At 33.9% G+C, this 25,459-nt stretch carries 28 protein-coding genes and 2 other annotated features; of the genes, 23 read left to right on the top strand and 5 right to left on the bottom strand.

Annotated elements, in window-relative coordinates; genetic code table 11:
• Positions 1–35: 35 nt before the first annotated feature.
• Positions 36–1,967, top strand: a complete 1,932-nt coding sequence (gene thrS, locus LGAS_RS06955; protein ID WP_003646911.1) for a threonine--tRNA ligase — start codon at positions 36–38, stop codon at positions 1,965–1,967.
• Between the two features lie 65 nt (positions 1,968–2,032).
• On the opposite strand, the gene LGAS_RS06950 is transcribed toward thrS, so the two are convergent.
• Positions 2,033–2,179: a hypothetical protein gene (locus tag LGAS_RS06950; protein WP_003652213.1), complete on the bottom strand. Its 147-nt coding sequence runs from the start codon at positions 2,177–2,179 to the stop codon at positions 2,033–2,035.
• 129 nt (positions 2,180–2,308) lie between these two features.
• Between LGAS_RS06950 and LGAS_RS06945 the strand changes: the two genes are divergently transcribed.
• The 7 genes from LGAS_RS06945 to rplT all read left to right on the top strand — a co-directional run bounded on the left by LGAS_RS06945 (position 2,309) and on the right by rplT (position 6,213).
• On the top strand, positions 2,309–2,743 hold the full coding sequence (locus LGAS_RS06945) for a LytTR family DNA-binding domain-containing protein (RefSeq protein ID WP_003646913.1): 435 nt from the start codon (positions 2,309–2,311) through the stop codon (positions 2,741–2,743).
• The gene (locus tag LGAS_RS06940) at positions 2,740–3,165 is read left to right on the top strand and encodes a DUF3021 domain-containing protein (RefSeq protein WP_003652217.1); all 426 of its coding nucleotides are present in this window, start codon (positions 2,740–2,742) and stop codon (positions 3,163–3,165) included. Before LGAS_RS06945 ends, LGAS_RS06940 begins: the two co-directional genes overlap by 4 nt.
• Before the next feature lie 11 nt (positions 3,166–3,176).
• On the top strand, positions 3,177–4,130 hold the full coding sequence (locus LGAS_RS06935) for an ABC transporter ATP-binding protein (protein ID WP_003652220.1): 954 nt from the start codon (positions 3,177–3,179) through the stop codon (positions 4,128–4,130).
• On the top strand, positions 4,093–4,863 hold the full coding sequence (locus tag LGAS_RS06930) for a hypothetical protein (protein WP_003646915.1): 771 nt from the start codon (positions 4,093–4,095) through the stop codon (positions 4,861–4,863). Before LGAS_RS06935 ends, LGAS_RS06930 begins: the two co-directional genes overlap by 38 nt.
• Positions 4,864–4,935: 72 nt before the next feature.
• Positions 4,936–5,048, top strand: a sequence feature (ribosomal protein L20 leader region).
• A gap of 38 nt (positions 5,049–5,086) precedes the next feature.
• Positions 5,087–5,605: a translation initiation factor IF-3 gene (gene infC, locus LGAS_RS06925; RefSeq protein WP_003646916.1), complete on the top strand. Its 519-nt coding sequence runs from the start codon at positions 5,087–5,089 to the stop codon at positions 5,603–5,605.
• Between the two features lie 18 nt (positions 5,606–5,623).
• A complete protein-coding gene (gene rpmI, locus LGAS_RS06920) occupies positions 5,624–5,824 on the top strand; it encodes a 50S ribosomal protein L35 (protein WP_003646917.1) in 201 nt (66 codons plus the stop codon).
• A gap of 32 nt (positions 5,825–5,856) precedes the next feature.
• Complete coding sequence (gene rplT, locus LGAS_RS06915) at positions 5,857–6,213, top strand: 50S ribosomal protein L20 (protein WP_003646918.1); 357 nt, start codon at positions 5,857–5,859, stop codon at positions 6,211–6,213.
• A gap of 47 nt (positions 6,214–6,260) precedes the next feature.
• Here rplT and add read toward each other — a convergent pair whose 3' ends face one another.
• Positions 6,261–7,262: an adenosine deaminase gene (gene add, locus LGAS_RS06910; RefSeq protein ID WP_003652224.1), complete on the bottom strand. Its 1,002-nt coding sequence runs from the start codon at positions 7,260–7,262 to the stop codon at positions 6,261–6,263.
• Between the two features lie 164 nt (positions 7,263–7,426).
• Between add and LGAS_RS06905 the strand changes: the two genes are divergently transcribed.
• From LGAS_RS06905 to LGAS_RS06865, 9 genes are all read left to right on the top strand, one after another.
• Positions 7,427–7,945, top strand: a complete 519-nt coding sequence (locus tag LGAS_RS06905) for a YqeG family HAD IIIA-type phosphatase (RefSeq protein WP_003646919.1) — start codon at positions 7,427–7,429, stop codon at positions 7,943–7,945.
• Complete coding sequence (yqeH, locus tag LGAS_RS06900; protein ID WP_003646920.1) at positions 7,942–9,051, top strand: ribosome biogenesis GTPase YqeH; 1,110 nt, start codon at positions 7,942–7,944, stop codon at positions 9,049–9,051. The genes LGAS_RS06905 and yqeH overlap by 4 nt, the downstream gene beginning before the upstream one ends.
• On the top strand, positions 9,051–9,677 hold the full coding sequence (locus LGAS_RS06895; protein WP_003646921.1) for a nicotinate-nucleotide adenylyltransferase: 627 nt from the start codon (positions 9,051–9,053) through the stop codon (positions 9,675–9,677). The genes yqeH and LGAS_RS06895 overlap by 1 nt, the downstream gene beginning before the upstream one ends.
• A complete protein-coding gene (gene yqeK, locus LGAS_RS06890) occupies positions 9,670–10,266 on the top strand; it encodes a bis(5'-nucleosyl)-tetraphosphatase (symmetrical) YqeK (RefSeq protein WP_003646922.1) in 597 nt (198 codons plus the stop codon). Before LGAS_RS06895 ends, yqeK begins: the two co-directional genes overlap by 8 nt.
• Positions 10,267–10,288: 22 nt before the next feature.
• A complete protein-coding gene (rsfS, locus tag LGAS_RS06885) occupies positions 10,289–10,636 on the top strand; it encodes a ribosome silencing factor (RefSeq protein ID WP_003646923.1) in 348 nt (115 codons plus the stop codon).
• A 10-nt stretch (positions 10,637–10,646) separates the two neighbouring features.
• Positions 10,647–11,804, top strand: coding sequence for a nucleotidyltransferase (locus LGAS_RS06880; RefSeq protein ID WP_003646924.1), 1,158 nt, complete (start codon positions 10,647–10,649; stop codon positions 11,802–11,804).
• On the top strand, positions 11,804–12,352 hold the full coding sequence (locus tag LGAS_RS06875; RefSeq protein ID WP_003646925.1) for a DUF177 domain-containing protein: 549 nt from the start codon (positions 11,804–11,806) through the stop codon (positions 12,350–12,352). The genes LGAS_RS06880 and LGAS_RS06875 overlap by 1 nt, the downstream gene beginning before the upstream one ends.
• An 84-nt stretch (positions 12,353–12,436) precedes the next feature.
• Positions 12,437–13,165 (top strand): response regulator transcription factor, encoded by a 729-nt coding sequence (locus LGAS_RS06870; protein ID WP_003646926.1) that lies wholly within the window; start codon positions 12,437–12,439, stop codon positions 13,163–13,165.
• Positions 13,131–14,672 carry a HAMP domain-containing sensor histidine kinase gene (locus LGAS_RS06865; protein WP_003646927.1) on the top strand — a complete coding sequence of 514 codons (1,542 nt, stop codon included), beginning with the start codon at positions 13,131–13,133 and terminating at the stop codon, positions 14,670–14,672. Before LGAS_RS06870 ends, LGAS_RS06865 begins: the two co-directional genes overlap by 35 nt.
• 42 nt (positions 14,673–14,714) lie before the next feature.
• On the opposite strand, the gene yidC is transcribed toward LGAS_RS06865, so the two are convergent.
• Both yidC and LGAS_RS06855 read right to left on the bottom strand, forming a co-directional pair.
• Positions 14,715–15,698, bottom strand: coding sequence for a membrane protein insertase YidC (yidC, locus tag LGAS_RS06860; protein WP_003646928.1), 984 nt, complete (start codon positions 15,696–15,698; stop codon positions 14,715–14,717).
• A 63-nt stretch (positions 15,699–15,761) separates the two neighbouring features.
• Positions 15,762–16,037 (bottom strand): acylphosphatase, encoded by a 276-nt coding sequence (locus LGAS_RS06855; RefSeq protein ID WP_003646929.1) that lies wholly within the window; start codon positions 16,035–16,037, stop codon positions 15,762–15,764.
• Between the two features lie 96 nt (positions 16,038–16,133).
• Here LGAS_RS06855 and LGAS_RS06850 point away from each other — a divergent pair, with 96 nt between their 5' ends.
• The 6 genes from LGAS_RS06850 to greA all read left to right on the top strand — a co-directional run bounded on the left by LGAS_RS06850 (position 16,134) and on the right by greA (position 22,814).
• Positions 16,134–16,895, top strand: coding sequence for a TrmH family RNA methyltransferase (locus LGAS_RS06850; protein WP_003646930.1), 762 nt, complete (start codon positions 16,134–16,136; stop codon positions 16,893–16,895).
• An 89-nt stretch (positions 16,896–16,984) separates the two neighbouring features.
• Positions 16,985–17,341: a winged helix-turn-helix transcriptional regulator gene (locus LGAS_RS06845; protein ID WP_003646931.1), complete on the top strand. Its 357-nt coding sequence runs from the start codon at positions 16,985–16,987 to the stop codon at positions 17,339–17,341.
• Positions 17,342–17,386: 45 nt separating this feature from the next.
• Positions 17,387–17,594: a binding site (T-box leader), on the top strand.
• A gap of 35 nt (positions 17,595–17,629) precedes the next feature.
• A complete protein-coding gene (gene pheS, locus LGAS_RS06840) occupies positions 17,630–18,679 on the top strand; it encodes a phenylalanine--tRNA ligase subunit alpha (protein WP_003646932.1) in 1,050 nt (349 codons plus the stop codon).
• The gene (gene pheT, locus LGAS_RS06835; protein ID WP_003652236.1) at positions 18,679–21,093 is read left to right on the top strand and encodes a phenylalanine--tRNA ligase subunit beta; all 2,415 of its coding nucleotides are present in this window, start codon (positions 18,679–18,681) and stop codon (positions 21,091–21,093) included. The genes pheS and pheT overlap by 1 nt, the downstream gene beginning before the upstream one ends.
• Before the next feature lie 63 nt (positions 21,094–21,156).
• Positions 21,157–22,251, top strand: coding sequence for an endolytic transglycosylase MltG (gene mltG / locus LGAS_RS06830; protein ID WP_011678931.1), 1,095 nt, complete (start codon positions 21,157–21,159; stop codon positions 22,249–22,251).
• An 80-nt stretch (positions 22,252–22,331) separates the two neighbouring features.
• The gene (greA, locus tag LGAS_RS06825) at positions 22,332–22,814 is read left to right on the top strand and encodes a transcription elongation factor GreA (protein ID WP_003646934.1); all 483 of its coding nucleotides are present in this window, start codon (positions 22,332–22,334) and stop codon (positions 22,812–22,814) included.
• 44 nt (positions 22,815–22,858) lie between these two features.
• Here greA and LGAS_RS06820 read toward each other — a convergent pair whose 3' ends face one another.
• A complete protein-coding gene (locus tag LGAS_RS06820) occupies positions 22,859–25,438 on the bottom strand; it encodes a YfhO family protein (protein ID WP_003656716.1) in 2,580 nt (859 codons plus the stop codon).
• Between the last annotated feature and the right edge of the window lie 21 nt (positions 25,439–25,459).

Below are 25,459 nucleotides of genomic sequence, written 5' to 3'. Positions count from 1 at the left end.
TAGTGCTGGGATTTTTTATTTGGAGGTAAAATTTTATGAGTTTTTCTGTAACTTTGCCAGACGGCTCAAAGAAAGATTTTGACAAGGCAGTTTCTGTTAAAGAACTAGCATCTTCAATTGCTACTTCTCTAGGAAAAGCTGCTGTTGGTGCAAAAATTAACGGCGAAATGAAGCCTTTAGATTACGTTGTTGATGAAGATGTAGAAGCAGCTATCATCACTGATAAGGATGAAGAAGGTTTAAATATTTTACGTGCTACTGCTGCATTTTTGCTTGAAGCTATCGCTAAGCGTAAGTATCCAGAATTACGCTTGGGTATGCATGAAGCAGATGAGGGCGGCTTCTTTGTAGATACTGATAAGGAAGATCAAATTAAAATTACTGAATTGCCAGAACTTGAAAAAGAAATGCAAAAGGCAATCAAGAATGGCGAAAAGATCGAATATACTTCAATGAAAAAGAGTGAATTGGAAGATATCTTTAAAGATGATCAATTCAAATTAGATCTTTTAAAGGACGAAAAAGACGAAGTTGCAGTTTACAAATTAGGTGACTTTGTTGACTTTGGTTTTGAAGCTTTATTACCAAATACTGGTAAGATTAAGAACTTTAAGCTTTTATCAGTTGCTGGTGCATACTGGTTAGGTAAATCTTCTAACCCAATGCTTCAAAGAATTTTTGGTACTGCATTCTTTAAGAAGGCAGCTTTAGATGAAGATTTAAAGCGTCGCGCTGAAATTAAGGAAAGAGATCATAGAACTATTGGTAGAGACTTAGACTTATTCTTTGTTGATCCTAAAGTTGGTGCAGGTCTTCCGTACTGGATGCCAAAGGGTGCTACTATTCGTCGCGTTGTTGAGAGATACATTGTCGATAAAGAAGTTGCTGATGGCTATGAACATGTTTATACTCCAGTTTTAATGAACGTAGATGCATACAAGACTTCTGGTCACTGGGCACACTATCGTGATGACATGTTTCCACCAATGGACATGGGTGATGGTGAAATGCTTGAACTTCGCCCAATGAACTGTCCTTCACATATTCAAATCTATAAGCATCACATTCGTTCATACCGTGAATTGCCAATCCGTATCGCTGAATTAGGTATGATGCACAGATATGAAAAGTCAGGTGCTTTATCAGGTTTACAACGTGTACGTGAAATGACTTTGAATGATGGTCACACTTTTGTTGCACTTGATCAAATTCGTGAAGAATTTGCTAAAGTTTTGAAGTTGATCATGGATGTTTACAAAGACTTCGATATTACTGATTACTACTTCAGACTTTCATACCGTGATCCAAAGAACACTGATAAGTACTACGCAAATGATGAAATGTGGGAGAAATCTCAATCAATGCTTAAGGCAGCTATGGATGATCTTGGCCTTGATTATGTTGAAGCAGAAGGTGAAGCAGCATTCTATGGTCCTAAGCTTGATATTCAAACTAAGACTGCTTTGGGTAACGATGAAACTATGTCAACTATCCAACTTGACTTTATGCTTCCAGAAAGATTTGGCTTAACTTATGTAGGTCAAGATGGTGAAGAACACCGTCCAGTTATGATCCACCGTGGTATTGTTGGTACTATGGAAAGATTCATTGCTTACTTAACTGAAATTTACAAGGGTGCCTTCCCAACTTGGCTTGCTCCAGTTCAAGCTGAAATTATCCCAGTTAACGAGGAAGCTCACGGCGCATATGCTGATAAGGTTCGTGAAGAATTAGCTAAGCGCGGATTTAGAGCAGAAGTAGACCACAGAAACGAAAAACTTGGTTACAAGATTCGTGAATCACAAACTCAAAAAGTTCCTTATACTTTAGTTTTGGGTGACGATGAAATGAATGCCAATGGTGTTAATGTTCGTCGTTATGGTACTGAAGAACAAATTTCTAAGAGTTTAGATGACTTTATTGCTGAAATTGACGCAGATGTTAAGTCATACTCAAGAGAAAAATAATTAAAATAATAGTTTTTAATATAAAAAGCGAGAAGACTGATAATAAGGTTTTCTCGCTTTTTTGTTTACTTGATGATTTTAATAATGTTATCAAGAATTTGTTCGGTTAATGAATGAGTGCGTTGATAGATAAAGTCTGCTGATTCGTTGTCAGTATATTCTTTAAGAATAGTAGGTACTAAATATTCCCAGTTAGTCCAATTAGTAATCATTATATTATCAAAAACTTCGAATTTATTTGAGATATGACCATTCACCCTAAGTTTTTAACCGTTTACCGAAAATTACTGGTTTTAGAAAATGCAATGAGTATACTTATAGGCAATATAAGGAGTGAGCATATGGAAATAAAGTTTAATATCGATAAAGATTTACAAAAAGAAAAAGCTGAATTTTGGCTAAAGAAGATGACGGACAAGATAAGAAGAATCACTCAAGAATTGCAGTCTGATCCTCAAATTTTATGGGGATATCGAAAAGAAACAGCATATGCGATTGAAGTTTCAAAAATATATTTAATTCAAGTAGAAAATGAAAAGACAATAATTTATACGCAGGATAAAACATATCTTTTTAAAGGTAGACTTTATCAGGCCAGCATTAACTTACCAACTGATTTTATTGAAGCATCCCGAAGTGCAATTCTAAATTATCGTTTTATCGATCATTTAGAAATTATCAGTAATGGTAATATCGATGCCTTGATGAAAAACGGATTACGTGTGCAAATTGCCCGTCGAAAAATAAAAAAATTAAAGGAGAGACTGGGATTATGAAACATATTGTACGTTTAATTAATAGTGGATTAGTAGGAATAGGAATTGGGATGACTTGGCTGGGAATTGATATTTTACAAAATCAGTTTTTCAAGAATGGATTAGAGACAACTATTTCGGTAAAATATTTTCTTTTCTGGTTAGGGTCTTCGTTTTTGATTGGGATTTTCTTTTATTTTGCCAGTTTGGTTTTTGAGCATGATAATTGGTCTTTAAAAAAACAAATCTTTATTAACTTTTTCATTTGTCTTAGTGCATGGTTAAGCTTTTGCTTCTTTTTAAATAAGGTTAATTATTCTGGATCAGCATTACTAAAAGCGATTGTTGATTTTATTATTATGTATGCTTTAGCATACGGAATTTATTTTTATCATTTATGGCATGAGGTTAAGCGAATTAATAAGAAACTGAAAGAAATTTAAGAGGACTTAAAATGTTACTTAAAGTAAGAAACTTAAGCAAAAGTTTTCAAAATGGAACAAGGGCAATTGAAGATTTATCATTTGATATTCCCGCTGGAAAAATAACTGCTTTTTTAGGATTTAATGGAGCGGGAAAAACGACTAGTTTAAAAATAATTTTGAACTTATTGCTTCCTGATGAAGGAAAAATATATTTTGAAAATAAATTGCTAAAAAATGATTTTACACCTTTATTAAAACAAACCGGGGTAGTTTTAGAGAGTGCACGTAATATGTTTTATGCTTTGACACCAATGGAAAATTTTATCTATTGGGGAGCTCAACGTGGACTAAATAAAAAAGTAGCACAGAAAAATGGCTTAGAACTATTAGAGAAATTTGATCTCTTGTCTAAAAAGGATACGGTTATTTTTGAATTAAGTCGAGGGATGCAGCAGATTATTGCTATTTGCTGTGCGTTAATCTCTAAGCCTAAATTTTTGGTTTTAGATGAACCGACTCTTGGTTTAGATATTGAAGCGGTAGAAACTGTGGAACGAATATTAAAAACATTAGCTTCTGAAGGAGTTGCAATTTTATTAACTACGCATGAATTGGCATTTGCTCAAAGAATTGCAGATCAGATTCTCCTAATAAAGAAAGGACGGTTAATTTATAGCGGTAGTAAAGCTGATTGTTTAGATAAATTCAATCAAGAAAAATTTATCACAGTTCAATTTTCACAAGCTCTTTCAAACAATCAACGAGCAGTTTTAGAAAGTATTGCTAAGATTATTTCGATTAATAATACTACTTATCAATTGGTTTTATCTAATCGAAAAAATTTATCGCATTTATTGAAATTTTTAACTCAATTTAAATTGATGGATCTAAAAACTAAAAATAAAGGTTTAAATGAAGTGGTTGATTTTTATATGAAAGGAAAGAATGAAGATGGTAGCATTAAAAGCGGAATTTCAGCGTGAATTAATCATATACCGACGCTATTTATTTAGCTCTCTCTCAGATTTAGCTTTAACTATTTTAATGTTTATGGGTATCTTTTGGGGGAGTAACTCAATTAGTAAGGGTATTATCGGACAATCACTTTCAGCTTTAATTATTGGCTTTACATTGTGGACAACAATTCAGAATACAGTATCAATGTTAGGCAGTAACACTATGAATAATGCGAAAAGTGGGATTTTACAGCAATTATATTTGATGCCAATTTCAAGTGAAAAATTATTCTTTAATAGAAGCATGGTAAATATTACCATTTCACTTGGACAGTCTATCATTGTGTGTTTAGCGCTTATGCTTTTTACAGGACAATGGATAAATTTTACAATTAGGATTATTTGGCCGATTATTTTTTCTTTAGTCACTCTCTTTGGCCTGGGGTATCTGATAATTAGTTTAGTTTTAAAATTTAAACGAATAGGAAGTTTTTTAGCAATTTGTCAATATTTGTATTTGGGAATTTTACTAACGCAATTTGAAAAAGCGGGAGTGTTAATAAAGGATATGGCCAATCTTTTACCGCTTGTACCAATGGTGAGTTGGATGAGAATGATTATTAGTGGATCAGCTTATAATTTTAAATATTATTTATCTTTTTCAGCCTTTAATTCGATATTTTGGTTGTTGCTTGGACTATTTATTTTTGAAAAAGTTAATAAAGCTGTGAAGAAGCAAGGCTCTCTTTCTTTCTATTAGTTTTATTAAAATTAGCAGTTGTATTTAATTAGTTCTTGACGTAGATTAATTAGATGGTATAATTTAGAAGTTGAGAACAAGAAGAAGCTCCCGCTTCTCGCCTAAGTTAATATTACCTCTGGGCTGATCGATAATATCTGTTGATTAAAAGCGGGCGTTAACTTTGCCCGCTTTTTTCTTGTCCTCGAAATTAACGTGGAGGTGAATACTCATACCAAGAAATATGATCTTAAACGAAGATATTCGTGCTCGTGAAGTTCGTTTAATTGGAGTTGATGGCCAACAAATTGGTGTCGTTTCTAAGAATGAAGCTTTACGTAAAGCAGCTGACGCTGACCTTGATTTGGTTTTGCTTTCTCCTAATGCTAAGCCACCTGTTGCTAGAATTATGGACTACGGTAAATTCCGTTTTGAACAACAAAAGAAAGCCAAAGAAAACCGTAAGAATCAAAAGGTTATGGCTGTCAAAGAAATTCGTTTAAGTCCAACAATCGAAGGCAATGACTTTGACACTAAGTTAAAGCATGTTCGTAAATTCTTGACCAAGGGCGCTAAAGTTAGAGTTTCTATTCGCTTTAGAGGCCGGGCAATTACTCACAAGGAGTTAGGTAAACAGGTCTTAGAGAAGATGGCTGATGAAGCTAGTGACTTATCTAATGTAGTTACTAAGCCTAAGATGGAAGGCCGTTCAATGTTCTTAATGCTTGCTCCATTAAGTGAGAAAGATAAAAAGAAAAAGTAGTTAATTGGAGGAATAGATATGCCAAAGCAAAAAACACACCGCGCTTCAGCAAAGCGTTTCAAGAGAACTGCTAATGGTGGTTTAAAGCGTCACCATGCTTACACTGGACACCGTTTCCACGGTAAGACTAAGAAACAACGTCGTCATTTGAGAAAAGCTGCTATGGTTTCAGCAAGTGACTTAAAGCGCATCAAACAGATGCTTTCCCAAATGCGTTAATTATTAGAAGACTTTTTGAGGAGGAATTTTAGATGCCAAGAACTAAAGGTGGAACCGTAACACGCGCTCGTCGTAAGAAGATCATGAAGTTAGCCAAGGGTTACCGTGGCTCAAAACACTTACAATTTAAAGCTGCAAGTACTCAAGTATTTGTTTCTCGTAAATATGCTTTCCGTGACCGTAAGAAGCGTAAGAGTGAATTCAGAAAATTATGGATTGCTCGTATCAACGCTGCTGCAAGACAAAATGGTCTTTCATACTCTAAGTTAATGCACGGCTTAAAGGTAGCTGGTATTGACATGAACCGTAAGATGTTAGCTGATATTGCTTACAACGACGAAAAGGCTTTTGCTGATTTAGCAGATGCTGCTAAGAAAGCTTTGAACTAATAAATATTAAAAATGCTCCGCTTGTGCGGAGCATTTTTTTCTCAAATTTAGTTGAAGATATGTAATAAGCGATTTTTTTCTTGGTTAGAAGCAAAGGCAGCATTAATGGAATTTAATAATAATTGATGTTCATCTGTATTTGTAAGATTAGTTTTAGCTTCAAGTAATTTAAATTCTTTAGGTAAGTTAGTATTTGAAACAGTCATATTGTCACAATTCAGTGTTGCCTTTATTTTTCTTGAAAGTAGTTTTCTGATTGGATAAGAGTCAATGTTTTTAAATACTTTAGTATTGAGATTAGAAGTGGCGCAACATTCTAAAGTAATATTTTGGTCAACTAATTCGTGAACTAGTTGATCACTTTCTAAGCAACGTACTCCATGTCCAATTCTTTTAGTACCTAGATCCAGAGCTTCTTGCATGGATTCAGGACCCGCAGCTTCTCCAGCGTGAATCGTAAATGGAATATGCATTTCTTTTGCATCGTCAAAGTAGGGCTTAAATTTTTTATTTGGAATTGGACCTTCTGGACCTGCTAGGTCAATACCAACAACATATTTATTAGCATATTTAGCGGCTAATTTAACAGTTAAATTGTTTTCCTGCTCTCGATTGGGGAGACGCATGAGACAGAGGATTAAATTGGCATGAAGGGGATAAACGTTGTCTTCGTGGTTATCTTGCCAGCTGTAGAATTTTTTTAATCCTAAAATACAGGCTTTAATTGCATCTTCTTGAGTAAGATCTTTTTGTGTATGAAGCTGCGGTGCAAAACGAATCTCTGTGTAAACTAACCCTTGGGAGCGAAGCTGTTGTAAAAGATCAAAAATTGCTATTTCTAGATCTTTTTTTGTTTGTAATAACAATAAGGGAAAGTCAAATTTAGTTAAATATTCTTGTAAATTAGCACATCTTTCAGAAACAGATAGCTTTTCTTTTAATTGTGAATCAGTTAAAGTAGGAAAATTGTGTACTCTTATTAATTTTTTAACAGTAGTGTATGGCAAAGAACCATCTAAATGAAGATGGAGATCAATAAAATTCCTCATTTTTAACTCCTTTGTGTAATACGGTGGAAAAAGTTTAAATTGTTCTTATTTTACCATCTTTTGTGCTAAAGAAAAGTAAAATTTTAATTTTTCAATCAGCAAATGTTTCTAAAGATTAAAGATTTCTGATACTATAGATATGAGAAAAAAGTGGAGATTTTTTAATGTTATTTAGACCTCGTTATACAATAGATACCATCTATCATTTAGATCCAAAACAGTTGAAGAAGATGGGAATTAAGGCTGTTTTTAGCGATTTAGACAATACCTTGCTTGCCTGGAATAAAGCTGATACGGCAGTTGAGATGGATCAACTTAATCAGCGTTTAGCTAAATCTGGGATTCAGTTAGTTGTTATCTCGAATAATAACGCTGAACGAATTGGAAAAGTTTTGAATCCATATCATATTTCTTTTATTGCCAAGGCTAGAAAGCCTCTTCCCATTGGAATTAATAAGGAATTAAAAGAACTGAATTTACAAAAAGATCAAGTCCTAATGGTAGGAGATCAGTTGATTACTGATATGCAGGCTGGTAATTTAGCTGGTGTGGCTACAGTTTTGGTGAAACCATTAGTTGAAACCGATAAGTGGAATACTAGAATTAATCGTTTTTTTGAAAAATTTATCTTCTTCTTTTTGAATTTAAGAAAGCCAGTAGTTTTTAAGGAGAAATTAGAATGAGTGAAGAATTGCGTTGTATTGGTTGTGGAAGTATATTGCAGGATCAAGATCCTAAAAAGTCGGGGTATTTACCAACTTCTGCCTTAAAAAAAGCTTTAACAAGTGACGACAATGAGGTATATTGCCAACGCTGCTTTAGATTAAGACACTATAACGAAATTATGCCAGTTGAAGAAAATAACGATGATTTTCTAGCCTTACTCAATTCAATTAGTCAAAAAAAGGCTTTGGTTGTTAACGTAGTTGATTTGTTTGATTTTAGCAACTCATTAATTTCTTCAATTAAACGTTTTATTGGCGGTAATGAATATATTTTAGTCGTTAACAAGGTAGATTTATTTCCTAAAAACTCTAAAGAGTCAAAAATCAAAGATTGGATGCGGCAAGAAGCTAATCGAAATGGCTTAAAGCCAGAAAAAATCTTTTTAGTTTCAGCTGCTAAAAAGAAAAATTTAGCTGATTTAATGGCTTTTCTAGCAAAAAAAGGTGAAAAGAAAGACATTTATTTTGTCGGGACTACTAATGTTGGAAAATCGACTTTAATCAATGCAATTATCAATATGAATAGTGACTTAAAAGATGTCATTACTACGTCTAAGTTTCCTGGAACAACTTTAGATGAAATTAAAATACCTCTTTCTAATGGTCATTATTTAATTGATACCCCAGGAATCTTGAATGCTAATCAGTTGGCTAGTCACTTAAGTGGCAAAGAACTAGAAGTTGTTGAACCAAAGAAACCATTAAAGCCAGCAACTTATCAGTTATTGCCGGGACAAACAATTTTCTTAGCTGGACTGGGGCGCTTTGATTATGTTGATGGACCATCATCTGGTTTTACAATTTATGTTGCACGAGACCTTTATGTTCACAGAACAAAGACTGAGAATGCTGATACATTTTATGAAAAGCATAAAGATGACTTATTACTTCCACCAAGTAAGGATGACTGTTTAGGACCATTAAAAGGACAAACATTTTCACCAAAAGAAAAAAGCGATATTTTGTTTGGGGGTGTAGGATTTATTACAACGCCAGCTAATGTTGTAGTAAAGGCTTATACGCCTGAAGGCATTGGTTTAGGAATTAGAAGAGCGTTGATATAATGCAGTGTGTTGTAAAAGAAAAGCCACAAGTAAAATTTGAACCAGCTACAAGTTCTGCCCAGCAAATTGGAATTATGGGAGGAACTTTTAATCCAGTTCATCTTGCTCATTTAGTAATGGCAGAGCAAGTTAGAAAACAACTTCATTTAGACGAAATATGGTTTATCCCCAATAACACTCCACCTCACAAGCAACTAGCAGGTAACGTTAGTGCTAAAGATCGCTGTGCGATGCTTGAATTAGCTACGCATGATAATCCATATTTTCATGTTAAGCTTTTTGAGGTAATGCGGGGCGGCACTTCATATACAGTTGATACCTTGCGTTATCTGAAAAAAAGAGCACCGCGTAATCAATATTATTTGATTATGGGCAGTGACGAAGTAAATGATTTTGAAAATTGGCGTGAACCGGAAACAATTGCACTTTTATCGACATTAGTTGGAGTTAGAAGACCAAACTATCCGCAAAACCCGAGATTTCCAATGATTTGGGTGGATGCTCCAAATTTAGATATTTCGTCTTCTCTAATTCGTAAGAATGTAGCTACTGGTAATTCTATTCGGTATTTAGTGCCTGAGAGTGTCCGCTTATATATTGAATCAAGAGGCTTATATCGTGACTGAAATTAATTTTACGAAAACATATTCCCCGTTAACTTCTGCTGAAATTGTTGCTAAAGAAAAAAGCAATATGGATGAAAAAAGATTTAAGCATTGTATTGGTGTAAGCAAAACAAGTCGCAAGTTGGCTGAACTTAATAACTATGATCCAGACAAAGCAGCTTTAGCTGGATTTATTCATGATTATGCAAAGCAAGTATCTCCAGAACGATTTATTAAGGTAATTAAGGAGCAACACTTTGATCAAGACTTACTTAACTATAATCGTGCTATTTGGCATGGCATTGTAGGAGCATATTTCATTGAGAAAGAGTTAAAGATAACTGACCCTGAAATTTTAACTGCAATTAGACGTCATACAACAGCTGATGTTGAAATGACTATTTTAGATAAAATTGTCTTTGTTGCTGATTTTATAGAACCAGGACGTGATTTTCCTGGTGTAGAAGAGGCAAGAAAGGTGGCTTATGACAATTTAGATGATGGGGTAGGTTTTGAGTTAGCCCATACGCTTGACTTTTTAATAACTAATAGAAAAAAGATATATCCTAAGACTTTTGCTGCATATAATAAATGGGCTGTAAAGGATTAGAATTTTGAAAGGAAAAATAAAATTGGATAGCAAGAAATTATTAGATTTAACTGTAGAAGCAATTGATGAGAGACATGGTGAAGATACTGAAGCATATGATATGCAAGGAATTAGTATCCTAGCAGATTACTATGTTGTAACTACTGCAGGTTCAAATCGTCAACTCCATGCAATTGTTAATAGCATTATTGATAAAATTCATGAGCAAGGAAAAGAAGATTACCGTATTGAAGGAACTCGAGACTCTAACTGGCTTTTAGTAGATATGGGAGACGTAGTCGTAAATGTGTTTACGGAAGATGCAAGAGACTTTTATGGCTTAGAAAAGCTCTGGAGCAACGGTAAGAAGTTAGAATTAAACTTAGATTAAAGGAAGACATATGAGTGTAATTGGCATTGTAGCTGAATATAATCCTTTTCATAGTGGACACGAATTTTTATTAAATCAAGCACGCTTAGTTTCCGAAAATGATCCAATAATTGTTATGATGTCAGGCAATTATGTTCAGCGTGGACAAATGGCGATTATGGATAAGTGGCAAAGAGCCAAAGCAGCTTTAAATTCAGGTGCCGATTTAGTATTTGAACTACCTTTTTCTTTTGCAGTTCAACCAGCTGATATTTTTGCTAATGGTAGCATTAGAATGTTAAGCAATTTAGGAGTATCAGAATTATTTTTTGGCGTAGAAGATGCTAATTTAAATTTTTCTTATCTAGGACAAAAAATAAATCAAATTCCTAAAAATCGAATGGATTTTAGAGATTATACTCAAACTTATGCTACGCAATATAATGAAATGGTTGCTAGAGAAGTAGGTCATGAAGTAAATCAGCCTAACATGATGTTAGCTGTTGCTTATGCTGTAGCTAGTGAACAGCTAGATACTCCGCTTCATTTGCATCCCGTGACAAGACTAGGGAGTGGACATGATGATCAACTTCTGCAAGACAAAATTATTTCTTCTGCTACAGCAATTAGAAATTATTGTCTACATCATCCAAATGATTTAATTGAATTAAAAAAATATCTTCCTAAAGGTGAACTAGCAGCACTAGAAAAACAAAAAGTCTACCCAAATTGGAATCTTTTATTTAACTTTTTAAAATATCGAATTGAAAGTGCTAGTTTAGAAGAATTACGCTCAATCTACCAAATGAGTGAAGGCTTAGAGTACAAAATGAAGGAAGAGATTCATAATGCGGAAGATTTTACTTCATTTTTACGCCAAATTAAGTCTAAACGCTATACTTATGCGCGCCTTAGAAGACTTTGTCTTTACACTCTTTTAAATGTAACTGAAAAGGAAATGCAGGCTTCATATCAAGATGTTTCAACGTTATTACTTGGCTATAACAGCCGCGGGAGAAATTATCTTAAAAAAATTCGGAAAGATGTTGAACTTCCAATTATTTCTAAGGTCGATAAGAAAAATGCAGCGAGTGGAACTTTAGGCCTGCAAGTAAGAGTAGATCGACTTTTTGAACAAATTATGGGTGAAGATCAAAACTTTGGTCGAAGACCAATCGAGGTAAAATAATGTTAAATTTTTCATATTCACAAATTAAAAATAGCCGTAATCCCTTGACTCACGCTGATGAAGATGTGGAGTTAAGCAAAGATTTTTTTGATAGAAGTAAAGAATTACTTGAAGATGCCAAAAACGTGCATGTTAGTGGCGATTTCTTCTATGATGAACCCTTTGTAACTGGTAATTTCACTGTAGAAGCAGATGTAGTTGCCCCATCTACTAGAAGCTTAAAACCAGTAAAATTGCATCAAAAGTTTAATTTTACTGAAAATTATAGTGAAGTTGAGCCAACTCAAGAACAACTTGATGAAGAAGATACTATCGTAACTGTTAAAGATGATAAAATTGATCTTCAAAAAGCTGTAGAAGATAACTTATTATTAAGTTTGCCATCAGTGATCCTGACTCCTCAGGAAAAAAATGAAGGTGATTTCCCTGAAGGAAAAGGATGGAAGGTTATTTCTCAAGCGGCTTATCAAGAAGAACAATCAAATAAAGAAAATCCAGCCTTTGCTAAGCTTAAAGATTTATTCAAAGATGAAAAAAACAAGGAATAACCTCTTGCATTAATGTATTTTTAAATTTAATATTAATTTATTAATAAAATTTTTAACCAGATTAATATAGTAGTGGAGAAAATAATGAGTAAAATTCTGATTATTGAAGATGAAAAAAATCTTGCCCGTTTTGTAGAACTAGAATTAAGACATGAAAAATATGAAACTCAAGTTGAAGGAAACGGTCGAAAAGGATTAGATTTAGCATTAAACGAAGACTTCGATGCAATCTTACTTGATTTAATGTTGCCGGATCTTAACGGATTAGAAATTGCTCGTCGCGTTCGCCAAGAAAAAACTACTCCAATTATTATGATGACTGCAAGAGATTCAGTAATTGATCGAGTTTCTGGCTTAGATCACGGGGCTGATGACTATATTGTTAAGCCTTTTGCAATCGAAGAATTGTTGGCTCGTTTACGTGCAGTCTTAAGAAGAGTACAAATTGAAAAGAGAGCTATGGGCGATACGATGGGGGTTCAAAAAGTTGTTCATTTTAATGATCTAACCATTGAAACAGCTAACCGCATCGTTCATCGCGGAGATAGTACAGTCGATTTGACTAAGCGTGAGTACAACTTGTTAATGACATTAATTGAAAATAAAAATAATGTTGTTACTAGAGAGCAACTTTTAAATAAGATTTGGGGACCTGAATCTAAAATTGAAACTAATGTTGTCGAAGTATATGTACGTTATTTACGTAATAAAATCGATGTACCGGGCCGTCCTTCATACATCAAGACTGTCCGTGGTACCGGTTATATGGTAAGAACGGATGAAAATGATGAAGCACGTGAAGAAGCAAAATAAATCTACCAAAGAGACCCTCAAGTCCTCGCTAACCTTTAAGTGGGTAAGCTTAGTTGCAGCGACAATTACGGTCTCTTTTGTTATATTTTCAATTGCAATTTATTCTTTGGTGAAACAGCAAATTGTTTCGCAGGAAAGAAATTTGACTGAAAGTGTCGCTACCACCTTTCAGAGAAGATTGGTGGAAATCCCGACAAGTCTCCAGATTTCAAATGTAGTTCCTCAGCTTTCGCCTAATACTAATCGAATTTTGGAAGGTCAAACCCCTATTACTTCAAATGATGGGGGAAATGTCTTTAATGATGATGTGCTAGCGACTTTGTCGAATCGAGATACAAGTATTACTATTTATAACCCAAGTGGAGATGTGGTTTTTAGTAATGGAAATGTTCCTGATAATGGAATGCCTCATTTTAGCAAGACAGAGAATCATGTTTTAAAGGTAGAAACCACAAAAGGAAAAATCCATATGAAAATTTATCAGAAGATTTTTTCTGATAAAACACGCCGATTAACAGGATACTTAATTGTTGATAATTCGATGGATCAACAAAATCATGTTTTAAAATCAATTCGTAATTGGATGATTGGTCTATCGATTATTGCAATTATTGTTTTTGTTGGTTTATCCTATTTGATTGTTAATAGTGTTGTACAGCCGATCAAAAAAATGTCACAGATTTCTCATGATATTAATGAAGATCCGACTAATAAACGAAGAGTTCCAGATCTCCATCGAAATGATGAGTTAGGTGAATTAGCTATTTCATTTAATGAGATGCTAGATCGAATGCAGGCGTATATGCAGCAACAGAAGCAATTCGTGGGGGATGTATCTCATGAGTTACGTACGCCGGTAGCTGTTATTGAGGGACACTTGAATTTGCTAGAACGATGGGGAAAAGATGATCCGCAAGTCCTAGAAGAATCAATTCAAGCTTCTCTTCAAGAAAGCAAACGAATGAAACATTTGATTCAAGAGATGCTTGATTTAACTAGAGCTGAGCAAGTTGATTTACAGTATCCTGATAAAACGGCTGATGTTAACGAAGTTCTCAATCGAACAGTTAATGATATGAGAATGATTCATCAAGATTTTACAATTACATATGATGACAGCGACTTAGCACCAGATACAATTATCAAGATTTATCGTAACCATTTAGAGCAGATTTTGATTATTTTGATTGATAACGCAATTAAGTATTCCACGGATCGCAAAGAAATTTTGGTAGATGCTGCTACTGAAAAAGATAAGGTTAAAATTTCTGTCCAAGATTTTGGCGAAGGAATTGCACCTGATGAGCAGGATAAAATCTTCAATCGCTTCTATCGCGTAGATAAAGCTCGAACCCGTGAAAAAGGTGGTAATGGTCTAGGTTTAGCTATTGCTCAAAAATTAGTTGAAAGCTACCATGGAAAAATTAGTGTTAGTTCAACACTTGGTTCAGGTAGTAAGTTTATGATTGAATTTCCCTTGTTGAAGTCTAAATCAGAAAATAAATGATAAATAAAAAGGAATCTATGTAGATTCCTTTTTATTTGATTATTAATCTTTATCAGAGTTATGAGGACGTTTTTGTTTACCAGCATTTCGTGCACGCAAATCTTGATGAAGATCTTTTTCTGCCTCGTTACCAGTATTTGATGAAGTAGTAGTATTAAGAATACTATCGATTGTTTCTTGCGTGACTACCACCTTAAGGGGACGTTCATTCAATTCAGCTGCAACGTCTTTTTTTACTTTTGGCATGATGATGAAAGTAGTAATTACTTGTTGCAAAATAGCAATTAAACCACCAACTAAGAAGTAAAGCGCTAAGGCACCCGGAGCTGAAATACTGATGAAGAAGGTCATTGCTGGACTCAAAATTAGAGTCATCTGCATGGCTTTTTTCTGTTCTTCAGGTATTCCAACCATTGATAGATAACCTTGAATTACATAAAGCAAGGTAGCAATGATAGTTAAGACAATTGAGCGTTGCCCCAAAGAAATACCAAAGAAACTTGAAGCGGCTAATTCTTTAGAATAAGCGACTGCTTGATAGATCCCAATCATAATCGGCAGTTGGATAAGTAATGGTAGACATCCCATTCCACCCATCATGGACATATTATTATCTTTATAAACTCGCATTTGAAGTTGGCTAATTTGCATTTGTTGCGGCTGAGTTAAGCCGGGTTTTTTAAGTGCTTCTTGAATCAACTTCATTTGTGGTTGAAGTTTTTGAGTCTTTTCTTGTTGCGTAGTCATTTTGCGCTGAGATGCAAGACGAAGCGGCATAACAATTAACTGAACAACGAAAGTAATGATAATAATTGCCCAGCCAGCACCGTTTGAGCCACCGATTTGATGCTCAACAGCTAACATGATATTTTGAATTGGCTTACCAAAAAGACTAAAAACCCAGGCATATGGTCCGCTGGTAGGTGCCTGATAGATACTTTGACTATTATTAGCACAACCAGTTAGGATCAATGCCAAGATAGTTAGCATGGCAAATAGACTAAAATATTTAGTTTTTGATTTCATTAACTATAACCTTTCCTACTTTATTGTTACTGGAATAAAGTTTACTAGTTATTTGTTAAAGTATCAATAAACCACACTAAAGCGAGTAAATTTTTCTGCATCAGAGACTGTATTTAAATCAACATGATCTACATGTCCAGCTACTGAAGGAGAAGCTTTAATTTTTTTAATAAAATGTTCTAAAGGAAGCTCCTCCCCTTGAGCTACAATAGAAACTGATCCATCAGGATTATTTTTAACAGTTCCGGTAATTCCTAAATCTTGTGCAATCATTTGCGTGGTCCATCTAAAGCCAACACCTTGGACAAGGCCGGTAACTTTCATTGTGACAGTTTTCATAAATATCGCTCTTTTCTTTATCTTCTAACTTAAATTTTAACATGTTAATTTTGAGCGAGGTAATTTAAAATATTAGATTAGAAGGAAGTAGAAATTATGATAGAAATTAATTCAGTAAATAATCCCACGATTAAGAACCTTAGAAAGTTAGAACAGAAAAAGTATCGTAAAAAGACTCAAACTTATTTAATTGAAGGCTTTCATTTAGTTGAAGAGGCACTCAAGAATCACGAAAATTATCTTTATATTTTAGGAACATCAGAAGCTTTAGAAAAACTTACCACTAGTTATAGACTGAAGGATGATAAGGTAATTAAAATTACTGATGCAATTGCAGAGCATTTGAGCAGTACTAAGAATAGTCAAGATATTTTTATGGTTTTACCAATTAATCAACCTAAATCATTTAGTTTTGAATATGGAAAATGGGTTGTTTTGGATAATTTAACTGATCCAGGAAATGTTGGTACTATTATTCGTACAGCTGATGCAGCCGGATTTGATGGAGTTGTTCTTTCTGAAGAAAGTGTGGACTTGTATAATCCAAAAGTTCAGCGTAGTATGCAAGGCAGTCAATTCCATATTCAGATTGTTCAAAATCCTATCTTAGAAGCAATTAGTAGCTTTAAAGAAAATGGAATTCCAGTTTATGTAAGTATTCTCGATAAGACAGCAAAATCGTTGAATAATTGCATTCCTGTTCCTCAATTAGCTTTAGTAATTGGAAATGAAGCCCATGGGGCAAGTAAAGATGTGATTGAGACAGCAGATAAAAAGATTTATATTCCAATAAAAGGCAAGGCGGAGTCATTAAATGCAGCTGTAGCAGCAGGAATTATGATTTATCATTTTTCATAAGCTTACAGCTTGTTTTAAGTAAGTAATATTACTATAATCTTTAGTATAGATTGATCTAAAATATTTTGATTTTTTAGGAGGAATTATAGATGTCCCAAGAAATTGAAAGCAAAACTAAAATGGGTGACTGTCCAGATCCAGAAGATTACTCACTGTGTTCGCATTTTATTGATGCTTTTGCAATTATTGGTAAAAAATGGAATGGTTTAATTATCAGCTCTTTGTGCGATACTAATGCAATGCGTTTTAAGGATTTAGCACGTTGTATTAGTAAGTGTTCTGATCGAGTTTTAGTGGAACGTTTGAAAGAACTAGAAAAGGACGGTATTGTTAATCGTACAGTTGATGAAAAGAGCGGTATTATTAGCTATACTTTGACCCAGAAAGGCGCAGACTTACAGCCTGTTTTTGAACAAGTTCATAATTGGGCTGATAAATGGGCCTGAAGATGATTGCAAAGTTAAGTAAAAAGATTTAAGATACTATTATACTTAAATGCAATGATTAAGATTAGTAATGCAGATATCTTTTTAGAGAGAGTTTTATTGGTGGAAAAAACTTAAGATAAAAGCATGAATTTCATCTTAGGAGCAGAATCTAATCAATTCCGGTATTTCACCGTTATATGAAAAGAGTGTGAACACGCACTTTTTTGTGCTAGTTCAAACTAGGGTGGTACCGCGAAGCTTCGTCCCTTTTGGGACGGAGCTTTTTTTGTTGGAAAGGAAAATGAGATGGACTTATTCGATAGAATAAATAAGTTAAAAGAAGAAGGATTAGATCAAATCAAGCAAGCTGAAAATCAAAAAATGCTTGATAAGATTAGAGTAGAATTAATGGGGCGCAAGGGTGAATTAACTCAGATTTTGCACTCAATGAAAGACATCGCTCCAGAAAATAGACCAAAAGTAGGTCAAGAAGTAAATCAAGTTCGTGATATTCTTCAAAAGCAATTAGATGAAGCAAAAGATCATTTCTTACAGGCAATAATTGCTCAGAAATTAGAAGAAGAAAAGATTGACGTGACTTTACCAGGACGTGAAGGACATTTAGGTTCAAAGCACCCAATCAATATTATTTTGGATGATTTGGAAAGTTACTTCATTGGTATGGGATATAAGGTAGTACAAGGTCCAGAAATTGAAACAGATCACTACTGTTTCGAGATGATGAACTTACCTAAAGACCACCCTGCACGTGATATGCAAGCTACTTTCTATATTGATAATGAAGATTTGCTTAGAACTCAAACTTCGGGGGATCAAGCAAGAGTCTTAGAAAAGCATGATTTTTCTAAAGGGCCATTAAAGATGGTTGGTCCTGGTAAGGTATATCGTCGTGATGATGATGATGCGACTCACTCTCACCAATTCCAACAAATGGAAGGCTTAGTAGTTGATAAAAATGTTACTATGTCAGACCTTAAAGGTACTTTAGAAATGATTGCCAAGCATGTCTTTGGTCAAGATCGCAAAACTCGTCTTCGTCCATCATACTTTCCATTTACTGAACCATCTGTAGAAATGGATGTTTCTTGTTTCAACTGTGATGGTAAGGGATGTCCAATTTGTAAGTATACTGGTTGGATTGAAGTACTTGGTGCTGGAATGGTTCACCCTAACGTTTTAGAAAACGCAGGTGTTGATTCAACTGTTTATGGTGGTTTTGCATTCGGTTTAGGCTTGGACCGTTTTGCAATTTTGAAATACGGTATTTCTGATATTCGTGATTTCTACACTAATGATGTTCGTTTCTTAGCACAATTCCGTAAGGAGGAAGATTAATGCTTGTTTCATATAACTGGTTGAAAGATTTTCTTGATTTAGACGAAGATCCTAAAGATTTAGGAGAAAAAATTACTAGAACTGGTGTCGAAATTGCATCAGTAGACCATCCAGCAGAAGGCTTAAAAAAGTTAGTAGTTGGTCACATTTTAGAATGTGAAGATATTGAAGGAACTCACTTACATAAGTGTCAAGTTGATGTAGGTGAAGACGAACCAATTCAAATTGTTTGTGGAGCTCCAAATGTTGCAGCTGGTGAAGATGTGATTGTTGCTTTGCACGGTGCCAGAATTGCAGGTAATGAGAAGATTAAGCGTGGTAAAATTCGCGGAATTAAATCAAATGGAATGATTTGTGGTCTTCAAGAAATTGGTTTTGCAGATAAAAATGTTCCTCAAAAATATGTGGATGGAATCTTTGTCTTTCCTAAAGATTCTGATGTAAAGCCAGGTGAAGAAGTTTATGAAGCACTTGGTATGGATGACTACATTTTAGACTTTGATATTACACCAAACCGTGCTGATACTTTATCAATGGAAGGTGCAGCATATGAGGTTGGCGCAATTGTTGATAAAAAGCCTAAGATTGAGCCAGTAGTTCTTAAAGCAGATGGTCCTGAATGGACTAATGAATTAGATGCTAAAGTTGATGAAAAATTAGCACCTAAGTTTTACTTAAGAAAAGTTTCAAATGTTAAGATTGGCGAGAGTCCCTTATGGATGCAAAGACGTCTTTGGAATGCAGGATTGCGACCAATTAATAATGTAGTTGACGTAACTAACTATGTAATGCTCCTAACTGGACAACCAATGCATGCTTACGATGCTCGTACTTTTAAAGATGGTAAATTAGAGGTTAGAAAAGCTAACAAGGGTGAAAAGCTTACTTTATTAAACGATAAAGAAGTTGAACTAGATCCAAACGATATTATTATTACCGATGGTCAAAAGCCAGTAATGATGGCTGGTGTAATGGGCGGTAAAAATTCAGAAGTAGAAGATGATACGACTGATGTGATTTTAGAATCTGCTATTTTTGATGGAACTAGCGTTAGAAAATCTGCTTTACGTCATGCCAATCGTACTGAAGCTTCAAGTCGTTTTGAAAAAGGGGTTAACTGGGATAATACTCAAAAAGCCTTAGATATTGCTGCTCTGTTATTACGTAATGATGCAAATGGTACTGTTAATGAGGGTGAAATTAAGGCAACTGATGTGCAAAGAAATCCTTCAGTAGTTAAGACTACAGTTTCATACATTAACAAGGTATTAGGAACAGAATTAAGCAGATCAGAAATGGAAAAGATTTTTGATCGCTTAGGCTTTACTGTTGATGGGTCGGAAGATGAATTAGTTGTTACAGTTCCAAATAGAAGATGGGATATTTCTATTCCAGCAGATTTAGTAGAAGAAGTAGGTAGAATTTATGGCTATGATAACTTAAAGTCTACTCAACCTCTTTTAGCTGAGACACATGGTGGCTATTCAGAAAAAGAAACTGCTATGCGTAGAATTAAGGATATTGTTCAAGGACAAGGCATGATGGAAGCCATTTCTTATTCATTGACTTCTCCAGAAAAAGCAATTTCATTTACTAAAGATCCTAAGCCGGTTGTAGAAGTTCAATGGCCATTGAATTCAAGTCGTTCAACTATGAGAGAAAACTTGTTAACTGGTTTAGTTGATGCTGCAAGCTATAATATGGCTCGTAAGCAAAAGGAATTAGCTTTATTTGAACAAGGTAGAGTTTATGATCATGAAAATAATACTTTTAATGAACATGAACATTTAGCTGCTCTTTATTCAGGACATACTGTGTCAGCAAATTGGCAACATTTAGATCAAAAGATTGATTTCTACTTTGTAAAAGGTCAATTAACTAACTTATTTAGGGCAATCGGGATTAAGGATGCAGATGTTGAATATCGTGCAGAAGTTATTGTTGGTATGCACCCAACTAGAACTGCTGGTATTTACATTAAGGATCAATATGTTGGTTTAATTGGGATGCTTGCTCATACTGTTACTACCCTTGATAAGGCATTACGTGGAAGTGAAATTTATGGCTACGAAATTGATTTAGACACAATCGTTTCAATGCTTAATAAGGGAATGAAAGCTAAAGCTGCTCCTAAGTTCCCAGCAATTGAACGTGATTTATCATTATTAGTGCCAAATGCAGTAACTAATGCCCAAATTGAAGCTCAAATTAAATTAAATGGTGGTAAGTATCTTCATGATATTCAAGTCATTGACGTTTATGCTGGTAGTCAAATTGAATCAGGACATAAATCAATTTCATATTCGTTAACTTTCTTGAATGAAAAAGATACATTGACTGATGAAGTAGTTACTAAAGCAATGGAAAAAATTGAAACAGATCTGAAAGAAAGTTTAAAGATTAAAGTTCGTTAATTCTTTTCCAGGGAGCTTTGCTATAATTGTCTTAGATTTTTGTGATTTTCGGAGGAAAAGCGTTTGCTAAATCAGGACAAAAAGAAAAATCATGAGTTAGAAGAACAAGCATCAAAAAAGGTTACCCGCTGGATTCTTAGCGGATTAGGTGCCATTTTAGTCTTGTTTATCTTAATTGGGGGCTGTTATGTTGGTTATGCTCTGCAGCCTGCCAATCGTCATGATGAAGATGTGGTCAGTGTTCATATTCCTGCAGGTGCAACTAATAGTCAGATTGCTCAGATTTTACAAGAGAAAAAGATTATTAGAAATGCGACTATCTTTAACTTTTGGTTAAAGAGCCATAGTGCAACCAATTTTCAGGCAGGTAATTTCTATCTCTCACCCTCGATGCATAACAAAGAAATCGTTAGTCAATTGCAAGGTGGAGGTGGCCGTCCAGTTGTCGGTCACGTTTTGATAAAAGAAGGGCAAACGATTGATAGTATTGCTACAACAGTTGGTAAGAATACGAAATATAGCCGTCAAGACTTCTTAAAGCTAATGAAAGATCAAAGCTTTATGAAGAGTTTGGAAAAGCAATATCCTAAACTTTTAACTAGTTCAATGAACAGTAAAGGTGTTCGTTATCACTTAGAAGGATATCTCTTCCCGGCTAAGTATGATGTCTATCAAGGAGCTTCTTTGAAAGAACTAGTTAACCAAATGGTTGATAAGACTGATCAAGTTTTACAACCATACTATAGTTCCATCAAGAAAAAGCATTTGACTGTGCAGGAAGTTTTAACTTTAGCTTCCTTAGTTGAGCGTGAAGGTGTTAAGTCTAAGGATCGTCGAATGATTGCTGGGGTATTCTTTAACCGAATTAAAGCAAATATGCCGCTTCAATCTGATATTTCAGTCATGTATGCACTGAATAAGCATAAACATTCTTTGACCCTAAAGGATATTAAGGTAGAATCTCCATATAACTTGTATGTTCACAAGGGATATGGTCCAGGACCATTTAATAATCCAAGTTTAGATTCAATTAGCGCTGTATTAACCCCAATCAAGTCTAACTATCTCTACTTTGTTGCAAATCTTAAGACTGGTAAGGTTTACTACAATGAAAATTATGACGAGCACTTGAAACGTAATAGTAGTTTAGGCCAGTAAAAATGGTTGACTTTTTTAAGTAGAAAACATAAGCTGGTTGGTGCAAAGAATAATAGGTATAGGTAAGGAGAATTTTTAGTATGGCAGAAAAAGTTTATCCAATGACCGCTGAAGGTAAGGAAAAACTTCAGAAGGAATTAAAGAACTTAAAATTAGTAAAACGTCCAGAAGTTATTGAGAGAATTAAGGTTGCTAGATCATTCGGTGACTTATCCGAAAACTCTGAATACGATGCTGCAAAAGATGAGCAAAGTGCTGTAGAACAACGTATTGTTCAAATTGAACAAATGCTTAAGTATGCACAAGTTGTTGATGCAGATAGCGTTGATCCTAACGAAGTTTCTATCGGTAAGACTGTTACTTACACAGAAGTAGGTACTGATGATCCAGAAACCTATACTATCGTTGGATCTGATGAATCTGATCCGCTTAACGGAAAAATTTCTAACGATTCACCAATTGCCCAAGCTTTACTTGGCAAGAAAAAGGGTGAAAAAGTAACTATTAACACTCCTGGTGGAACATTTGATGTTACTATCAACGATGTTAAAACATTGAACTAATTATTACTCGTTTATAAAAAAGGCTTAACTTGCTTACTTGCACGTTAAGTCTTTTTTGGCTTGAGAATAAATATAATTATAAGTGAAACGATTGAAATTATAAGTCCAATTAGGAAGGCAAAGGGAATATAAATCAAAGTTAAATGATGTTTTCCTTTGCTTAGTCTGGCACTCAAAAAAGTATGAGCAAATTTTTCCGTTTTAAGAAGTTTGCCGTTATCTAAAATTAGCCAGTTTTTTGAATAAGGAATAGTAGAATTAAGAATTTTATCTCTTCTAGCAGTGTAATTAAGCTTTAAAGAAATAGGACTAGTTTGTTGAGTTATAGGCTGTTTTTCGTTGAATTGACGAATAATTTGGTTAAATTCATGCTCTCTAAATTGTAGTACTCGAATTCCGCTCAAATTAGTTTTTTCATTATTTAACTTGAAAGTGACTTTAATTGGAGTATTTGGTGAGTAATAACCAATATTTAATAATTTGTTTGAAATTCCCAAATCTTGATTATTAAGATGATGACCATTAACAGTAATAGAAACAGATTCTGCATCTAGATTTGAAGGGAGTTCTAAATAATAAGGTCCCTTTTGAAAAGAAGATATTTTAAAAGAAAGTGTTGCAATTCTGCTTTTGTTAATTTTTTGATATTCATTAACGTTTTTAGTGGATTTAATATTTTCTATCTTATTAGGATTGGTTAAATATAAGCTATTAAAAAGATTAATTTTTTTACCAACAATGCTATTAAAAAGAGTATTTTGATTAGCAGATGGCATGCTGGTATAAAAGTTTATTTTTTTATGTGATGGGGAGATAAAAATAAGTGGTAAAGCTGAAGAATTTTTCCTAATTTGTACCTGTTTAAAACTTTTGACAACTTTATTCCTAATCAAATCAGGTCGATAAAACGCACTAGTAAAAACTATTTGTTGTTCTGCGGGGAGTTTTCTTCGATTCTTGATCGGAACGATATTATATTTAATGCCTAAAATACTATCAGATAAGGGAGTAGCAAAATTATTAGTAAAAGAGTTGTCATTGTTTTCAAGACCTAAATAGTCAATTAAATTAATAGTTGAACGGTCAGAAATAGAGTTGAAATTACTAATGCCATAATAGTCATTGCTTAAAGGATCGTCATCTGAACGTGTAAAAGTCTTTTCTGTTCGATATAAGCCAGAGTCATATTTATGTAAATATGCCGTACTTTCAGAGATGTTTTTAGTGAAATTAGTATAGTCAAAGTTTTTTTGATAAGAAATATTATCAAGACTAGCTATCAAATTGATACTTACTTCAAGACCAACAATGCCAAAGAAGATTACCGGAATCCATTTATAGTTGAAAAATAAAAGAATTAACAAACTACATAATAAAAAGAGAATAGTTAAAATAATATTTGTTTGATTTAAAAATTCTTTTTGATGAAGATTTAAGAAAAGAAAAGAGCTTAAGCTAATTACCAAAAGTAAAGAAATTATTTTGCTGCTAGGACTAAATTCCTGTGTATGGGCAAGAACTTGAACTCCGAGATAAATTGCATAAAAAGAAAAGATAAAGCTAAAGCGAGCTGGATACCAAACTGGGTATTGTCCTAAATGCCAAAGTAAGATAAGAGGGTTAAAACTAAAGGAAAAAAATAAGAATGTTAGTAATAGCGCAGATAATAGCTTTTCTTTAATAGAAAAATGTTGATTAATGAAGTAGAGAATACACAGAAGAGTAAAGATACTAGTTAAAAAGATATTGGGTAATCCTTTTTCCATTTCAGTAAAATTAAAGGCGCCAATAGTTAATTTGTAAAATGTTTGATATGGAGGAAATTGAAATCCCATTGATAAGGTAGTATCTGAATGAATTTTTCCATTTAATATTTCAAAGAATGATGGTAGTAATATGAGTGCAGCTAAACTAGTACCAAAAAAACTTTTAGTAACATATTGAAGGATAATTTGTTTTTTAGAAAAAGAAGAATTGAGTAGCGTATTAATAAAGTAAAGTAAGCCGAAAAAAAGCACCATGAAGCCGGTATAAAAATTGGTAAGCCATAATAGAAAAGTGATCATGGTAAGATAGAAGTAGTGTCGGCGTTTGTCTTCTAATTTATCAATCGCGTCAAGTAATAGAGGTAGCAAAATTAGGCTGTCAAGCCACATTAAGTTTAAGTTATAACTAACAACAAATCCGCTTAATGAGAAAGCTAGGCTAGCTGCAAGAGCAAAGATCTTATTATCGCCGTTAAAAAACTTTTGAAAATAATAAAAACCGCTTAATCCGATACTTCCAATTTTTAAACTAATAATTAAAAGTATTGCTTCAGGTAACTGCGACTTGGGAAAAATTAATAATAAAAAGTTAAAGGGACTAGTTAAGTAATAAGCCCAGGTTCCAATAAAAGAATTGCCTAATCCGCTACTAAACGTAAAAATAAAATTTAGCGGATTAGAAAATAAGTTGTTTTTATAAAAAGCTAAAAAATCAATATATTGCTGACCTAAATCAACGGTAAGAATCTCATGATTGCGATATATAAAGTAGCTTGCGAAAATACAAGCAGGTAGTAAAAAAGAAAGCCAATATAGATATTTATTTTTAAAATGTATTTTAATTTTGGTGATAAACATTGATAGTGTCCCTACTTCTTA

The sequence above is a fragment of the Lactobacillus gasseri ATCC 33323 = JCM 1131 genome, assembly GCF_000014425.1.
Lineage (GTDB): Bacteria > Bacillota > Bacilli > Lactobacillales > Lactobacillaceae > Lactobacillus > Lactobacillus gasseri.
The sequence above is the reverse complement of the archived record's forward strand: the minus strand, read 5'-3'. Positions and strand labels throughout refer to the sequence as shown.

Bases quoted from the DNA above. Each gene is read 5' to 3' on its own strand.
- yidC (WP_003646928.1), bottom strand. From the start codon at position 15,698: ATGAAATCAAAAACTAAATATTTTAGTCTATTTGCCATGCTAACTATC.
- LGAS_RS06845 (WP_003646931.1), top strand. From the start codon at position 16,985: ATGTCCCAAGAAATTGAAAGCAAAACTAAAATGGGTGACTGTCCAGAT.
- yqeH (WP_003646920.1), top strand. From the start codon at position 7,942: ATGAGTGAAGAATTGCGTTGTATTGGTTGTGGAAGTATATTGCAGGAT.
- pheT (WP_003652236.1), top strand. From the start codon at position 18,679: ATGCTTGTTTCATATAACTGGTTGAAAGATTTTCTTGATTTAGACGAA.
- LGAS_RS06940 (WP_003652217.1), top strand. From the start codon at position 2,740: ATGAAACATATTGTACGTTTAATTAATAGTGGATTAGTAGGAATAGGA.
- LGAS_RS06880 (WP_003646924.1), top strand. From the start codon at position 10,647: ATGAGTGTAATTGGCATTGTAGCTGAATATAATCCTTTTCATAGTGGA.
- infC (WP_003646916.1), top strand. From the start codon at position 5,087: ATGATCTTAAACGAAGATATTCGTGCTCGTGAAGTTCGTTTAATTGGA.
- LGAS_RS06865 (WP_003646927.1), top strand. From the start codon at position 13,131: ATGAAAATGATGAAGCACGTGAAGAAGCAAAATAAATCTACCAAAGAG.
- rplT (WP_003646918.1), top strand. From the start codon at position 5,857: ATGCCAAGAACTAAAGGTGGAACCGTAACACGCGCTCGTCGTAAGAAG.
- greA (WP_003646934.1), top strand. From the start codon at position 22,332: ATGGCAGAAAAAGTTTATCCAATGACCGCTGAAGGTAAGGAAAAACTT.
- LGAS_RS06875 (WP_003646925.1), top strand. From the start codon at position 11,804: ATGTTAAATTTTTCATATTCACAAATTAAAAATAGCCGTAATCCCTTG.
- pheS (WP_003646932.1), top strand. From the start codon at position 17,630: ATGGACTTATTCGATAGAATAAATAAGTTAAAAGAAGAAGGATTAGAT.
- LGAS_RS06905 (WP_003646919.1), top strand. From the start codon at position 7,427: ATGTTATTTAGACCTCGTTATACAATAGATACCATCTATCATTTAGAT.
- LGAS_RS06950 (WP_003652213.1), bottom strand. From the start codon at position 2,179: ATGATTACTAATTGGACTAACTGGGAATATTTAGTACCTACTATTCTT.
- LGAS_RS06895 (WP_003646921.1), top strand. From the start codon at position 9,051: ATGCAGTGTGTTGTAAAAGAAAAGCCACAAGTAAAATTTGAACCAGCT.
- LGAS_RS06945 (WP_003646913.1), top strand. From the start codon at position 2,309: ATGGAAATAAAGTTTAATATCGATAAAGATTTACAAAAAGAAAAAGCT.
- LGAS_RS06930 (WP_003646915.1), top strand. From the start codon at position 4,093: ATGAAGATGGTAGCATTAAAAGCGGAATTTCAGCGTGAATTAATCATA.
- rpmI (WP_003646917.1), top strand. From the start codon at position 5,624: ATGCCAAAGCAAAAAACACACCGCGCTTCAGCAAAGCGTTTCAAGAGA.
- LGAS_RS06820 (WP_003656716.1), bottom strand. From the start codon at position 25,438: ATGTTTATCACCAAAATTAAAATACATTTTAAAAATAAATATCTATAT.
- LGAS_RS06850 (WP_003646930.1), top strand. From the start codon at position 16,134: ATGATAGAAATTAATTCAGTAAATAATCCCACGATTAAGAACCTTAGA.
- LGAS_RS06935 (WP_003652220.1), top strand. From the start codon at position 3,177: ATGTTACTTAAAGTAAGAAACTTAAGCAAAAGTTTTCAAAATGGAACA.
- thrS (WP_003646911.1), top strand. From the start codon at position 36: ATGAGTTTTTCTGTAACTTTGCCAGACGGCTCAAAGAAAGATTTTGAC.
- LGAS_RS06855 (WP_003646929.1), bottom strand. From the start codon at position 16,037: ATGAAAACTGTCACAATGAAAGTTACCGGCCTTGTCCAAGGTGTTGGC.
- add (WP_003652224.1), bottom strand. From the start codon at position 7,262: ATGAGGAATTTTATTGATCTCCATCTTCATTTAGATGGTTCTTTGCCA.
- LGAS_RS06870 (WP_003646926.1), top strand. From the start codon at position 12,437: ATGAGTAAAATTCTGATTATTGAAGATGAAAAAAATCTTGCCCGTTTT.